This is a genomic window from Lamprobacter modestohalophilus (genome assembly GCF_016583905.1).
GTDB lineage: Bacteria > Pseudomonadota > Gammaproteobacteria > Chromatiales > Chromatiaceae > Lamprobacter > Lamprobacter modestohalophilus.
This window is the reverse complement of the sequence record NZ_NRRY01000074.1, coordinates 1-15,688: the sequence shown is the minus strand read 5'-3', so window position 1 is coordinate 15,688 and position 15,688 is coordinate 1. Positions and strand designations below refer to the sequence as shown.

Genomic DNA, 15,688 nt, shown 5'->3' with positions numbered 1-15,688 from the left:
CACACAGGCGCTCGATAACCGCCTGCTCTCCGGCCGCATAGATCGCTTGTGCCTGCTCAGGTGTCATCGCACCGTGTGATCAACCTGAGCGCGGGCGAACAGCGCCGGCCTTGTACCGCGTGCATGATCGGATGCATGCGCCAACATTAACCGGATCTCGACTCTGAGTCTAGGACCAAAAGGGTCAGCTACTTCGGGTTCAAGAGGCCGTGAACGGTTACGACAACCTCAACCCGAGCGACCCGGCAGTTCCGTACCACGACTGATGATCTCAATATAGCGGGCGTAGCTGAATAACCGATTGCGCTTTTGCGCCGTCAACTCCTTCACAATGCCGAGCTGTTCCAAGTGGCCAAGCGCCTTATTGACGGTCGCTGGAGTGAGACTAGTCTCCTCCACCAGCGAGCCGGAGGTAGCGATGGGATGCGCCATCAGTGCTCGGTGAACCCGCAAGCTGGATGCAGCTGCGCGACCAAGCGTGCTGATCTTGTCACGATCCTGGCTTGTCAGCGCGAGCAGTTGCTGGGCGGTCTCCACCGCTTGGGTGGCAGTCACGATCACCGCCTCGGCAAAGAACGCGAGCCAGGCTTCCCAGTCACCGGTCTGGCGCACGCGATTGAGCAGTTCGTAATAATGCTGGCGGTGCGTCTTGAAGTAGAGGCTGAGGTAGAGCAGCGGCTCGCGCAAGACCGACTCCGAGCACAACAGCAGCGTGATCAGCAAACGCCCCAGGCGGCCATTCCCATCAAGAAACGGGTGGATCGTCTCGAACTGCACATGGGCGAACGCCGCCTTGAGTAGCACCGGGGTCGGCTCCGGCTGGTCATGCAGGAACAGCTCAAGCTTGCTCATGCATTCCATGACGGCATCGGCCGGAGGTGGGACGAAGGTCGCATTGCCTGGCCGGGTGCCGCCGATCCAGTTCTGGCTGCGTCGGAACTCGCCTGGGGTTTGGCTGCTGCCCCGGCCCTTGCTCAGGAGCACGCCATGGATCTCGCGGAGCAGCCGCAGCGATAATGGCAGCCCCTCTTCCAGCAGTCGCAGGCCATGATCGAGGGCAGCGACATAGTTGCTAACCTCCCGCACGTCATCCAGCGGCACTCCAGGCTCCTGTTCCAACTCGAACAGCAGCAGGTCCGACAGGGACGACTGGGTTCCCTCAATCATGGAGGAAAGCACGGCCTCCTTGCGGACATACATGTAGAGGAACAGCGAGGTGTCTGGCAGCAGGGTCGAGACGCTGTCCAGTCGCCCGAGCGCCAGCAGTGCCTGGTCGAATTTGCTACGCAGATCAGGCGTCCAGTCGATCGGTGGATGCGGCGGCAGCGGCGCCGGCACGAAGGCCTTTGCCTTCTCGCCGACCGTCGAAATGGTCACATAGCGGCCTTGGCGGTCTCGCTTCATTCTGCCTGCCTCTGGCCTTCCTAAAATAAGGTTCGACTTTATTTTACCTTAAGGCATCATTGTAAAATACAAGCCGAGCATCTTAGAGGCTCGCTTGGGCAGTCTTGATGAGCACGGCAAAGGCATGTGCACCTCACCGACCGAGAACGACACCGGGATCACTTAGGCTCATCCGCAGCGAGAGAGGCGCGATTGGTTGGCCGATCGGTCACCTATGCAGAGGCAACAGCGGCCAAGAGACGACTGGCGATTGCCTCGCCACTGAGCCAGGCGCCTTCGATGCGGGCGCCGTTGCACCAGTCGCCACAGGCACCAATTCCAAGCGCTGGGTCCCAGAGGCAGCCTTCCTCCAGCGGCGTCTCGACCAGCGAGTAGAGCCAGCTGTGCGACTGGCGCCAGTTGATCCTCGGCAGTGATCCGCCGGCCAGCTCGACCAGGGCCGCAAAGGCTTCGAGCATGGCGGCCTCCACCTGCTCGGGCGGATCATTCAGATGTTTGCGCGTCCAGCCCGGCTCGGCATGCAGCACCCAGCAATCCTCCTCACTCCTGGTCGCATTTCCTGCCACGGCCGCATCCCTAGCGGGCCTCGCCCGACCCGGCTTGCTGCTATCGCGTGCAACCCAGCGCAATGGCCCCTGCGTCTGATTGACAAAGACGCCATCGAAGGCCAGCGGCACCGGCGTATCAAAGCCGAGCATCAGGGTCCAGCAGGGCGTGTAGTCGACACAGGCGGCCTGTGCCGCAAGCCGGGGCGCATCCATCAGCAGCTCAGCGCTCTGCGGCGCCGGCGCGCTCACCACCACCCGATCGAAGCGGCCGAGATCGGTCCCTGCCTCATCGCTGAGCTGCCAACGGCCTCGGCACCAGCGTGGCGGCATCACCCGTGTCTCCAGCCGGACGCTCAGGCCCTTGGCCAGCTCCCGGCCGAGCGCACTCATCCCCGGGACACCGACCCAGCGTGTGGTCTCCTGCCCCGCGGGCGTAAACTCGGTCCCATCGAAAGCACCGATGCGACCGTCCCAGGGCGCGACTAATCCACGCTGGGCCCAGCTCTGGACGCGACGCTGAAAGCCTGGATCGCGGGCCGTAAAATACTGGGCACCATGATCGAAACGGAGCGGCTGTCCGCTGGGCTGTCCGCTCGGATATGCGGCACGCCTTGTCGCTGCTCGACCGCCGCAGCCACGCGACTTCTCGAACAGGCTAACCTGATGCTGCTGATCGGCCAGCATCCGCGCCGCAGCCAGTCCCGAGAGACCGGCGCCGATAACAGCAATGCGCAGCGCCCGCCACGCCGCCGGCACCTGCGTTGACCGACCATCGGTAGCGGAATCAGAAGACACAAGAGCCATGGGCATCACGAGGGATTTGGCAAAAGGGAGTCAGACCAAGGCCGGCAGAGATCGTTCCGGCGAGCAGGAATCCGCAAACGACCCACCAGGTCACAATAACTTGTCCAGACACTTGGTTTCCTTAGCGTCTTCGCGCCTTCGCGTGAGATTCATGAACTATCCAGGCTAATAGCCACGCACACACAACGATGCCTACCGGATTTCAACACAGCATGCCCTTCGGCACCGAGATCACCGCCAACGGTGGTGTCAACTTTCGCCTCTGGGCGCCAGACGCTCAGCAAGTCGAGCTGCTCTGGAGCGCCGCCTCTGTCCCTGGGCAGGAAGCGCAGTCGCTCCGAATGCACCGCGCAGAAGACGGTTGGCACCATCTCGAGTTGACCGAAGCGCGCGCTGGCGACCGCTACCGTTATCAAATCGATGCTGGATTAGCCGTACCCGACCCGGCCTCGCGTTTTCAGCCCGGTGATGTCCATGGCCCGAGCCAGATCGTCGACCCACGCGCCTTCGACTGGGGCGCAGCCGAGTCGGCCTGGCGCGGCAGGCCCTGGCATGAGGCGGTGATCTATGAGCTGCACGTCGGCACCTTCAGCGCCGGCGGCGACTATGCCAGCATCGAGTCCCGCTTCGATCATCTGCTCGAGCTTGGCGTCACCGCCATCGAGCTAATGCCGCTGGCGGACTTCCCGGGCCGGCGCAACTGGGGCTATGACGGCGCCCTGCTCTACGCACCCGATGCCTGCTATGGCCAACCCGATGAGCTGAAGCGGCTGATCCGCGGCGCCCATCAGCGCGGCCTGATGGTGCTGCTCGATGTGGTCTATAACCATTTCGGCCCCGAAGGCAACTATCTGCACTGCTATGCCCCGGACTTCTTCCATCCAGACCACCACACACCCTGGGGAGCCGCGATCAATCTCGATGGCCCACAAGCGCATTGGGTGCGCGAATTCTTCATCCAGAACGCCCTCTACTGGCTCGAGGAATACCGCTTCGATGGCCTGCGGCTCGATGCCGTCGACCGTATCCTAGATACGAGCCAGCCCGACCTGCTCGATGAGCTTGCCCAGCGCGTGCAGACCGGTCCCGGTCGCGCCCGGCAGATCCATCTGGTCCTGGAAAACGATCGCAACGACGCGCGGCGTTATGCACGCACATCCACAGGACAACCACGCCACTTCACCGCCCAGTGGAACGATGACCTCCACCACGCGCTGCATCATCTGCTGACCGGCGAGACCGATGGCCCATATCAGGACTTCATCTCGGACGCAGGCTCGAGCCCCGGCCCTAGCTCCACCATCCAGTCTACCTCCAGCCACGGCTCAGGCTTGGAGTCAAAGGCTCGTTTCGAGGACAGGACCACTCAGCTTATCGCCCGCGCACTCACTCAGGGCTTCGCCTATCAGGGCGAGCCATCGGCGTTTCGCGATGGCCATCGCCGCGGCACCCCGAGCCGGCATCTGCCACCGGCAGCGATGGTCAATTTCTTGCAGAACCATGATCAGGCCGGCAACCGCGCCTTCGGCGAGCGCCTGCATCAGTTGATCCCGACCGAAGCCCTAGACGCCGCCTTCGCCCTCATCCTGCTCGCGCCCTCCCCGCCACTGCTCTTCATGGGCGAGGAATTCGACGCCGACAGCCCGTTCCTGTTCTTCTGCGACTTCGGCCCCGAGCTCGCCGATGCGGTGCGCGAGGGTCGGCGCCGCGAGTTCGCCCGCAGCTATGGATTCACCGACGCCGCCAGCCGCGCATCGATCCCGGACCCCAACGACCCCGAGACCTTCACCCGCTCGCGGCTCGATTGGCGCTGGCGCGACCATCCCGGCAAAGCGGTCGACCCCGACACAGGCTCCGCTGACTTGTCGCAACAACGACGCTTCTCCCTCTGCCGCCGACTCCTCGCCCTGCGCCGAGCCCTGATCGCACCGCTGATCCCGCTGATCGAACAGGGCGGCGATGCCCTGGTCTTTGGTCGCGGCCGCCTTTCCGCGCACTGGCGCACGAGCGATCACCGCCAGCTTCGACTGATCGCCAACCTCAATGGCGAGCCCGTCGAGCGGCCCAGCGAGATCGAGCCACCCTGCCGATCCGGCCTGATCCTCGACCATCGGCCAGGGGCTGAGCCGACAACGGCTTCAGAAACCTCTGGGTCAACTGCTCGCGTACCGATTCGCGAGAGTCATCTCGCACCCTGGTCGGTCCAATGGTGGGTCAGCGTCACGGTCAGAAAATCCTGAACTTAACCGCGCGACTTCTGCCGGCATCCTGGCGATGGGCATGGGCGATGAGGCGATGCGGGTCATCAATCCCGAGGCACTTGCTAAGTAACCGTCTATTTTCTAACTCCCGACAATCGCCCTACAGTGGTGCTCAAATCGGGAAGAAGTTGATGGACAATATCTAAGCCGCATTGACGTTCGCGAATATCTCCAGCCGTTGCCGCTCATCGACGCTGACCGGCTGCATCGCGGTATCGGTATAGGCCAGCGGATCAGGCTCCGCCATGACGCGTTCTAAGATGCGTTTATAGTGACGATGCATCCGATAGGCGCCACCGTACTTGATCACAAAGTCCCAAGCGAACTTCGGATAGAACAGCAGCGGATGCTCGATCGGCAGGCCAGGCCGGCGATCGCGCCGCACCTTGCGCCGGATCAGCCCGCCCTCCAGCGGATGCATGCGCTCATGGACGATCGGCGCATGAAAGGCGAATAGCTTAGCCAACATATTCTTCGGGTCATACCCCCAGACCCGGCAGCGGCGCAGCACCGTCGCTACGTGCTCATCGCTGTAATAAAGATCCCAGACCTCGCGATAGATCGCCTCCCAGTCGGCGCGCGACATGCGTGGATGGGTCATGGTGACGTGCTGGGTATCGTACTGGTTCATGTCCGGCTCCAGCTCCACGCCCTGCTGGACCAGCTGCTGATGATCCTTCGACCCAGGTAAGGGCGTCAGGATGAAGAACTCCATGATGTCGATCGGCAGCTCGCGCTGGATGATCTGGATGTCGCGGCGGATGCTCTCCGGCGTATCATCCGGAAAGCCGATGATGTAGCCGGCATAGGTCAGCACCCCAACCGCATGCCAGGCCTGCAGCATGGCGCGGTAATCGCCGATCTTGTTCTGCCCCTTCTGCGCGCCCTTGAGCGACGCCGGGTTGATGCTCTCCAGGCCGATGAACACCCGGTTGACCCCAGCCGCCGCAGCCTTCTCGATGAAGCCCTTGATCCGATGGGTCTGGGTATCGGCCTGGATCACCAGATGGATTGGCACGCCCGACTCGCGTAGCGCAATGATCCGATCGAAGATCGCCTCCCAGTTACGGTTGCGTGCGAAATTATCGTCGGTGATGAAGAAATTGCGCGTGCCATCGGCGGCATTGGCACGAATCAGCGACTCGACATCATCGGCGCTGCGATGGCGGGACTTGCGCCCCTGGACATTGATGATGGTGCAGAAGCTGCACAGGAACGGGCAGCCGCGACCGGCATCGAAGCTCGCGCGCTTGCCCATGGTGCGCTTGATCCGCGCCGCTGGCAGATAGGGTGTCGGTGCCCCAGTCAGATCCGGAAGCTCGCTGAGATAGTTGTAGATTGGCTCCAGCTGGCCAGCCGCGGCGTCCAATAGCAGCCGATCCAAACGCCCTTCCAGCTCACCGGCGAAAAGGCTGATACCTTCATCCAGGGCTGCCTGCAGCTCGCTCGGCCGGTGATCGAGCATCGACAGACAACCGCTGACATGAAAGCCGCCGATCACCACCGGCAGGCCGGCAGCCTTGAAACCTCGTGCCAGGTCGAGCGCACGCGGATACTGATTCGATTGCACCCCGACCAGCCCGACTAGGGCACCACCGCCTCCGCTATCGCTTCCGTTATCGCTTCCGCCATCGCGATCGCCGCCGCCATCGCCATCGCTTTCGCCTCTGCCATTGCGATCGATGCCACGCCGCATTTGCCGGATCAAGCCTGCCGTATCAATCCGGGTGTTGGTCTCGTCGAGCACCGTCACCTCGATCTCGACATCCTCGCCGAGCACCCGGCGCTCGGCCGCGTCCAGCGCATTGCCATAGACCGCCGCCAGGCTGTTCGACGGGATCGACGAGCGCCACCACTGGATGACATAGCCATCGTCATCGTAGTGCGAAGGCTTGATCAGTAGCAGTTGAAAGGGCCGTCTTGCTCGGGGCCGGCTCAGGGTGTTGGGAATCGACATTAACCTGACCGTTTAGCTTTGGATCAGCCGATCATACAGCGATTCGGACCGGGTCTCGGCGAGTCTCGGAAGCATTGCCATCATGGTCCTGCCATCGGTGATCCGGATTGACCCCGTCCAAACCACCGACAATCTTCTCTGGTGCAGCAATAACGCGCCTTGAGAGAGCGCCTGAACGCCTCCCTGCAAAGCGCAGCCGCGTGAAGGCATCTCGTTTTCGATTTGTTGTGCAGGACTTTGCCTTCAGGCCAAACAGTCAGGCCAAACAAGATTGCACAGCGATCAGGCCGCCGCCGGTCGCAATCTGAGCCCGCGCGGCACCACCCAACGCTCACCCAGCTCGAACAGCCCCTGAAAGGCTAAGGCGAGCAACGCAGCCGGCACCGCGCCCTGCATGATCAGCGCCGTATCATCGAGCCGAATGCCAGTCAGGATCGGCTGGCCATAGCCGCCAGCCCCGATCAGCGCCGCCAGGGTGGCCGTGCCGACGTTCAGCACCGCCGAGGTCTTGATGCCGGCCAGGATCGAGCGCGCAGCCAGCGGCAGCTCGACCAGGCGCAGCCGCGCATTCGGCGTCAGCCCGATCACATCGGCCGATTCGCGGATCGGACGCGGGATATCGACCAGCCCGGCGTGAGTGTTACGCACGATCGGCAGCAGGCTATAGATAAAGAGCGCAGCAACGCTTGGCAGCCAGCCGATGCCGAGCAGCGGGATTAGGAACACGAACAGCGCCAGGGAGGGGACCGTCTGCAGTACGCCAGTCAGCCCGAGCAGCAGCTGACCCAGACGCGGGCGACGCGCGGCGACGATGCCGAGCGGCACCGCGACCAGGATCGCCGCCGTCAACGAGACGCTCACCAGGCCCAAGTGCTGCAGGGTGCGCTCGAGCAGCCGCTGCCAAAGCCCCTTGCGCTCTACCTCAACCTCGAGACCAAACCGATCGGCCAGGAGTTGAGCCGCCGCCTCCTGTTCGCTCGCGCCATCCAGCTTCACCATCCCATTCAACTCGGCCATCACCGGCTCGCTGATCGCGCCTTCAAAGCGCTGCAATAACGCCACCGCCCCCGGTTCGCGCTGCATCAGATCATTGCGATAGAGCAGCACCGCCTGATAGTCGTCGAAATAGCCGAGATCATCGGCCAGCTGCTTCAGCCTGTAGCGCTCGATCTCGGCATCGGTGGTATAGACAACGGTGGCGTCGATGCGACTGCTGGCAATACCACGATAGGCAAGATCATGATCCAGCCCCTGCACTCGCGTCTGCGGCAAACGGTAGCGACGCTTCAGCCCCGGCCAGCCATCGCCGCGATCGAGGAACTCGTTGCTGAACCCAAAGCGAATATCGGGATGCCCACGCAGGTCAGAGATGGTCTCTAGACCCAGCCGCTGCGCGGTCTCCGCCGTCACCGCGACCGCATAGGTGTTCTCGAAGCCGAGCGGCGCCGACATCACGACGCCGCGCGCTGCCAGCTCAGCGCGCAATGCATCCAATCCATACAGCCTCTGATCGGCCAAGATCTCGCGCAGCAGAGTCCCCGAGTACTCGGGATAGACATCGATCTCGCCCGCAAGCAGCGCGCCCCAGAGGATACGGGTGCCACCCAAGGCGGACTGGTGCTTGACCTCAAAGCCGGCATCGGCCAGCAGCAAGGTCAGCGCATCCCCCAAGATCACCGACTCGGTGAACTTCTTCGAGCCGACCGTCACGGAGGCGTCTGCCGCGGGATCGCGTGAGGCTTCGATTGGCTGTTCAGCTAGCGGCTCGACCATCGCTTCGGCTAGCGTCGCGATCGGCACGGCCAGTGCCATGACCAAAAGCAGAAATCGAGTCATCGAACACCTCTGAGCAAAGGGGCCACCAACCAGAAAACATCCCCCGCCTCGCACTGAGCCACTGCTCACTGAGGCAACAGCCCCGGACGCCGTAAAGGCCCTAGCGCGGCATCGACAGCCTCGAACGGCAACGATACCCCGACGGGCAGGTGCAGCATCCCGGTCGCACGCAGTTGCTCGCAGCAGTCGTGCTTCAGCATGACCGCGATGGGCTGGAACTGGCCTTCCTCTGAGGTCGGCACAAAGGGCCTTGTCACGAGCGCGGTAAAGGGGGTCGGCCAGGAATCCGTGATCACCATCCAGGGCCACTGTAGGCTATAGGGCTCATGATCACCAAAGGGAATGCAAGCTGTGTCACTGCTAGCGACCATGTCCTGTAGACCACGCACGCCCGTCCACCAAGCGGATGACTTTGCCATTAGTAGCATCAAGAGTGCCACGCCGAGCATGTGCATAGCGGTAGATGGTCGCTTGCTGCCCGCAGCGCCTAGCCCTGCCTCCTTCTGCATGCCTCGCTCTGCCTTCCACTGGATGCTTTGCCCTGCTTCTCTCTCCACGCCTCGCTCTGTTTCCCTCTGCAGGATGCGCCCCGTTTCCCTCTGCAGCACGAGCCAGGTCACCGCCGTCATGCCCAGCAAGCCAACACCTAGCGTCATGGCCGACTTGAGGACGATGCCCTTGCCCAGAAGATATTCAATGCTGACCCAAGCGACGATAAGCAACGCTAGCCACAGGAACAGCATCAACGCTCGGGACGCTCGGGACGCTCGGGATGACAGCGAGCGGCGATGCAACACCCAAAAGCCAAGCAGCGTCACGCAAACCAGCATCGCGATCAGCAGATGTTGTGCAACAGTCTCGCCAAACAGGTAGCCCAGCGCACTGGACGGATTAAGCCGCCCGCGCTCGTAGTCGTTGAGACCGAAGGCCGTCCAAGCGACCCGCGCAAGCCCGTTGGCGACGAGCCAAAGCCCGATTCGACGCCAAACGAGGCGCTCTTTGACAGCAACCCAAGCACCCCAGTCGCCAGCCCCCCACGACAGCAGCCAAGCGACCAGACCCAGCCCGAAGCAGAAGATGAAGGCCAACGGATGCAGCAGGAGCAACAGCGGCCCCCATCCAATGGCCAAGGCCATCACCCAGCGACGCTGAGGCACCAGCAGCATCGCTAGAAGAACAGGCCAAGTCAGATAGAGCCCGCTCAGCAGCTCCGAGACGCCTGAGAAGTTCAGTTGCAGGGCCAGAAACGACGGCAGCACCAGCAGCAATAGCGCCGGCCCTCGGCGGCGGAGCAGCAGCCAGGAGCCAACCAGGGTCACAAGCGGAATTGCCATATAGGCCGCTGAGAAGATGAAGCGACCCAAAGCCAGATCCGCACCCAGCGAGAACGCCATCACCGCCGGCAACTGAGGCAGGACAGCGGACACACGCAGGTTTGGCACAACCGCAGCCTGCTCGATCACAATCGTGAAGAAATAGAACGAGCCATCCTCAAACAACGGCAAGCCGACCACGGCGGCGACCACGTAGCCACAGACGGCAAGCGCCACAGCGAAGTCACCCGCGCTGCGGAGCGCGTCGCTTTCGTTGGCGGTCCAGTCTTTCAATCGCGTTTGCAGACCAACTGATTAAAAGATAGAGCTACTATTTCTATGCCTTTTTAAATCAACACGTTACGCCATCCAACCCCAAGCAAACGTGACTCAAAATGCCACGATCCGCCACCCTGTGACTGCTGTGCGTCACGTTTTGGTCACGCTGTTCCGGACCCCTCCCCCTAGCTCCGATCAGTGCGGTTTCCAGCGACATCACAACTGCCCCGTCATTCTCGAACACTGCGCTCAATAAGGTAAGAGGCTACCACACTTGCAGAGTGGGTCATTCGATGACCGCCCGCTCGGGTGATGGTTAACGGAGTGCTGCCCAGCTCTATTCCGCGAATGAACAATAAAGGACGCTTATACGGGTGTGCCTCAAAACGATGTTGTCGCAGCGTTGAAGGATTTTTGAATGTCTTGCCGCAATGCGGACAACGAAAAATTGGCGGCGCGGGTCGGCATCATGCTTCGATGCCGGACGGCTCGTGAAACTCGATGTACCCGGTATGCCAGAAACCCATCTCTAAGCCTTTGGTTCTCTGTTTTGGTTGAAGAATGGCTAGTCAAGCATCTGCAGCAACCTGCCGAAGATACGTCACCTCAAACGCCTTGCAGGGCCGGAACTGCTGCAGACGGTTCGCGAAGGCAAAGGCCTCGTTCATCTCGTAGTGCTGGAAGATGTCCAGACCACGGTCGAGCGAGATCTTCCATCCCGTGTCGGTGATGATGTGCCGAGCATGGATCGATTTTGACTGGTCAAATTCCCAGTCGAAGTTGATATCGATGGCATCGCAGGCATCCTTGATTTTGTCGAGATTGTCGCGCTGCTGCTCGCCCCTGAAGTCATCTTCGACGGTGACAAGCATGATCGACACCTGCTCGCCCGGCTCCTTCTGGCGAACAACGGTCTCCACGAACTCCATCAAATTGCGGACTTGGTAGAACAGCCGAATGTAGGGATCAGTGACGGTGATACGGCTAGCGCCGCGCACGTAGGGTCCGAACAGCCTGTCGTAGGACACGCCCTTTTGGTTCTCGATGAAGGTCAGATGCGCTTCTTTAGGGCCATCCGCCTCATCCGCGGCACCCTGTGTTTCCTGCGACGCGTCAGCCCTCAGCTCAGCCAGCGCTGGCCTTCCCCCGACATCCGGTTCTGCTTCCGCAATGGTTCGGTGGTAGTGGTGGGGATACTCGACCTCCTCGAGCGTGGTCACAGCCTCCTCGGTTCCTTGTGTGTCGCTGTAGTGGAACGCGACATCGGCATAGGTGGGATCGATGCGCATCAGCTGATCCTTGACGCGTTTTCTCCCCTCCATTGAGAAGCGCAGCAACGCCTCCACCTGCTCGCTGGTCGCGCCCCCATGCGGGAACAGGATCTTCATCAGTCCTGAGAAGGTCTTGTGAATGCCGTCGCGATCCCGGGTCGAGATGTCAGAGGAGAGCGTGAAATGCGCCTTGTACCGGTCTGAGAAGTCGTGATCGCGCAAGGAGCGCAGAATCTCGGCCAGGTAATCGACGACAAACCCATAGCCGTTCGAGAACATCTCGTTGCGGATGATATCGACCTCCCAGCCCGGCACATAACAGTGCAGACGGTCCAGGAACGCTGAATCGTGGAACTTATCCGGCAGCTCCTCGAACAGATCCGAGTGTTTGAGCATGTAGGGAACGGCGTGGCGGGTGTTGCCGACGAACACCATCGACGCTTCCGCGCCCAAGGTCTCGATCCCGCGTGAGAAGGACTTATTCGCCATGTAGTTCTTCAGGATATCAACCAACGCCTTGTCCGCACGCTTCTGCTTTCCGGCAAACTCGTCGAAAGCGACCACGTCCCAATAGCCCACCAGCCCGATCTTGCCGGTCGAGTTGTTGACGAACAGCTTCGGCACCGTGACCTCACCCCCGGAGATCAGGATGCCGTGCGGGGAGAACTCCGAGAAGATGTGTGACTTACCGGTCCCCTTGGGTCCCAGCTCGATCAGGTTGTAGTTGCGCTCGCAGAAGGGAATCAGGCGAATCAGCTGGGTCAGCTTGCTGCGCCGACCGAACAGCGCCGGGTTAAAGCCCATGCTCTGCACCAAGAGGTCGATCCACTCGTCCAGCGAAAACTGCCGGCGCGCCTCCAGGTAGGCGTCAAAATCGAATTGCGACAGCTGGATCGGCTTCAGGGTCGAGAGAATCCAGGGCGTGGCACTCTTGTCCTCGGTGAACTGGTACTCGATGTCGCAGATGCACCAGACGCCGCTGACCAACAGTTTTGGGTGCGCTTTCACGGTATCCGAGTCCACCAGCACCTTCTTGATGCCCAGATTGGAAAACTCGGCCTCGTAGGCATCGGTCTTCTCGTTCAGCGCGACACTGACCTTATCGATGACCTTGTAGCGCCCCTTCTCCTTGATGTTCGAGCGCACCAAGCCGGCCTCGTTGCGGTGCACGAAGTGTTTGCGCAGGATCTCCTTGACCGTCTCGATGCCCGTCTGAATGGTCGGCTCGTCACTGGTCGCGCAGTACTGACCAAGGAGATATTCGAGCACGTAGGACGGGACGATGGCATTGCCCTTGACCGCCTTGACCAGGTCCTTGCGCACGACAAGACCCGGAAAATGGGCGTTGATCTTCTCGTCCAGCTCATTCATGGATCAGGCGTCCCGTCAAAAATCAAAGTCGCTGGTGAAGGACCGCCGCATCAGGTAGCGCACCGACTTGTACTCCTTGTAGTGCGTCGTTCCCGCGTGCCGCTCCTCGAGCTTCAACACCACCTCCTTGCTGTTGGCAGCATCCGCTGCCCGAGACAGCACGAAACGCACCTGTAGCTCTCGCTCGCGTGGGTTGTCCGAGGTCAGGTCGAAGATGAGCTCATGGCTGTCGGAGATCAGCTCACCGGCTTCCGTGTAGATGCCGGCGCGCAGTGCCCTCGGCTGGACCTTGTCCGTCACTGGTTGCGCCTGGTAGAGCACCACGGCGAGCTGCCCAGAGGTGATCACCGAGCTGGCACCTCGCAGGATGTCCACCTCGACGTTCGTCACGTCACTCTGGCGCTTCTTATTGACCTTCAGGACCGGGATGATGACCTCCTGCAACGAGGCACCACCATGCACAAAGCGACTGCCTGAGCCCTTCAGCCGCAACCGGTTGATTGACTTGGGCAGTTGCACGTCTAGATCACCGGCGAGGCCCAGCGCCTGCGAGGTAAAGTGTCTTAGCCCTGGTTTGTGCCGCAGTCCCTTGCCGATCACGAAGCGTCGGTCCCGGTAGCTGATCAGGTCACCCTCAGCCTCCTCAGCAGAAAAGTCGCTGTCTTCCGGCGCGCGGTGTTGGTAGATGAAGCCGTGATCGGCGGTGATCAGGATATTGGAGGCATTCGCCGCCGTCAGCTTCTTCGTGAGGCGCAGCAGATCCTGAAGCGTCTGCTCGGCGGCCTCAAACGCCTGACCTTCCGAATGGATCTTATCTCCGGTGTGGTCGATGCGGTTGTGGTAGACGTAGACGACGTTGTTGGACTTGAGCAGGTCGCGGCTGTCATCGCGATTCATCGCCATGACCTGTTCCGCTGTGACTGCAGCCCCCGCCCCGTCTAGCGCCTTCTTGAGAATCTTGTCCCGATTCGCCGTGCCCTGAGCGCTCAAGCCATCCACTAGCACCGCCGCCGCGTCGTTAGCGCTGATGGTCAGTTCACGATTGGGCAAGAGTGCGGCCATGCCCAACTGGGTGTAGCTAGGCAGCATCGACAGTGTGGCTCCAGGTCCGCGCTGTAGCGGTCCTCTTGGCGGATCAGGGTCAACAGCTCCTCGCCGATCTCGTAGCGCAGCGCGTCGGAAATCACCACACACACCTTGACCCCTTTGCTTAAGAAAGGCTGGAGCCAGCGCGTGAAGAAGCGGCGTTGCAGCTGCAGCCTGGGGATGCTCCAGGTCGATACTGCATCAACATACGCCTGCCAGCGATCGTTCACCTTGAGCAGGTAAGCGGTCGAATACAAGTTCTCGATCTGCTCCGCTAACGCCCCCAGCAACGAGGACTGACCGGCCTGACGCAGGTGGTAGATAAACTTGCGGTAACGCTGATCGAGCTGGTACCAGCTGGCACAGTAGCGTTGCACCCCATCGGCCAGGCTGTTCATCTCCAGGTTGGCCGCGCCGAGCAGCTGGATGAAGCCGGCGGCGTACTCGATGGCCTGGTAGAGATCACGATAGTCGGCGTACCAGTGTCCTTGCCGGCGCTGGCGGACCCATAAGGCCACATCACCGGCACTGACGGTGCGCTCGACCACCGCCTGGACCAGGTCGCTGAGGATCTTGCGGTCGATCAGCTCGAAATAATCGACCGCAATCAGGTCCCGAACATCACGCTTGCCAAGGTCCGCCTCGATACCGAGCACCCCCGCACATTCGTCGGAAAGCTTTTCAAAGCTGCGCTCATGCACGCGGCTGTCCTTCCACCGCCTCAAAAACACCAAGGCATCCGCATTCAGCTTCACCGGCCCGTCCGTACTCATCGCATAGCAGGACTTGAACAGTTCGATCACAAAGTCCCGAATGCTGGGCTCGGAGGACGCGTAACCGTAGTGGCGGGTCAACTGGGTCCAGAAAAACCCGTCGAGCGCACACCGCGTGACCAGTGAAAACTTATCGTCGGCGTCTTCCGCCACGTCCTGCAGCAGGCTCTCCAGAATGCTGTCCATGCGGGGCTCGGCACCCGCGCAGACCGCGACCATCTTGAGCCGGATCAACCCCGCCGTGTCATCCGGTTTGAGCAGTTTCTTCAGTGCCTCTGTGCGCTTGGCGGCGTGGAAAAACTCGAGGTGCTGCTGAACGACATCGGTAAACTCAAGCCCCAGGTCCAGCTCGGACAGCCAGATGGCCACCTGGTCGGTGCGAAACTCCCCCTGTGCCAGCTGCACGTCGAGCAGCCAGTTGTCCAGATCCTCCGGCTGCGGCCCGTCGCGATACAGCAGGAACTTCTCGTCCGGCTGCTCGCGCAAGATTCGGTGCTTGATGCCGAACTCGTTGTTTGCGATTTCGATCTTCTGGACGCCATCTAGCGACACGGCATCATAGTCGGCGCGCAGCTCGTTCTTGGCGTCGTACCAGAAGACGATCCGATGTTTCTCGAAGAGTCGAGCCAGGGTGCAGCCTTGTAATGATGTCGCCTTGAGGAGTACGCTATAACCTCCTGATGAAGCAGACAGTGAGGTGGTGGTGATGGCGCAAGTGATCCGGCGTTCGGGTGACGAAGTGACAGTCGAGGTGACGGTGCGCCTGAGTGGTAGCCTGCTGGAGA

At 61.4% G+C, this 15,688-nt stretch carries 7 protein-coding genes and 1 pseudogene; 1 reads left to right on the top strand and 7 read right to left on the bottom strand.

The window, feature by feature from the left end:
• Positions 1-228: 228 nt before the first annotated feature.
• Positions 229-1,404, bottom strand: a complete 1,176-nt coding sequence (locus CKO42_RS24070; protein ID WP_200250611.1) for a Fic family protein — start codon at positions 1,402-1,404, stop codon at positions 229-231.
• Between the two features lie 212 nt (positions 1,405-1,616).
• On the bottom strand, positions 1,617-2,747 hold the full coding sequence (locus CKO42_RS24065) for an FAD-dependent oxidoreductase (protein WP_200250608.1): 1,131 nt from the start codon (positions 2,745-2,747) through the stop codon (positions 1,617-1,619).
• Between the two features lie 221 nt (positions 2,748-2,968).
• Here CKO42_RS24065 and CKO42_RS24060 point away from each other — a divergent pair, with 221 nt between their 5' ends.
• On the top strand, positions 2,969-4,996 hold the full coding sequence (locus tag CKO42_RS24060; RefSeq protein WP_200250605.1) for an alpha-amylase family glycosyl hydrolase: 2,028 nt from the start codon (positions 2,969-2,971) through the stop codon (positions 4,994-4,996).
• Positions 4,997-5,159: 163 nt separating this feature from the next.
• On the opposite strand, the gene CKO42_RS24055 is transcribed toward CKO42_RS24060, so the two are convergent.
• The 5 genes and pseudogenes from CKO42_RS24055 to pglZ all read right to left on the bottom strand — a co-directional run bounded on the left by CKO42_RS24055 (position 5,160) and on the right by pglZ (position 15,476).
• Positions 5,160-6,974 (bottom strand): B12-binding domain-containing radical SAM protein, encoded by a 1,815-nt coding sequence (locus CKO42_RS24055; RefSeq protein ID WP_200250603.1) that lies wholly within the window; start codon positions 6,972-6,974, stop codon positions 5,160-5,162.
• Between the two features lie 282 nt (positions 6,975-7,256).
• Entirely contained in the window at positions 7,257-8,810 is a 1,554-nt protein-coding gene (locus tag CKO42_RS24050) for an ABC transporter permease/substrate-binding protein (protein WP_200250600.1), read from the bottom strand.
• Positions 8,811-8,875: 65 nt separating this feature from the next.
• A complete protein-coding gene (locus CKO42_RS24045; protein ID WP_200250589.1) occupies positions 8,876-10,417 on the bottom strand; it encodes a hypothetical protein in 1,542 nt (513 codons plus the stop codon).
• A gap of 554 nt (positions 10,418-10,971) precedes the next feature.
• Positions 10,972-13,044, bottom strand: a complete 2,073-nt coding sequence (gene brxL / locus CKO42_RS24035) for a BREX system Lon protease-like protein BrxL (protein ID WP_200250584.1) — start codon at positions 13,042-13,044, stop codon at positions 10,972-10,974.
• 15 nt (positions 13,045-13,059) lie between these two features.
• Positions 13,060-15,476, bottom strand: a pseudogene (gene pglZ, locus CKO42_RS27670) (BREX-1 system phosphatase PglZ type A).
• Positions 15,477-15,688 lie beyond the last annotated feature (212 nt).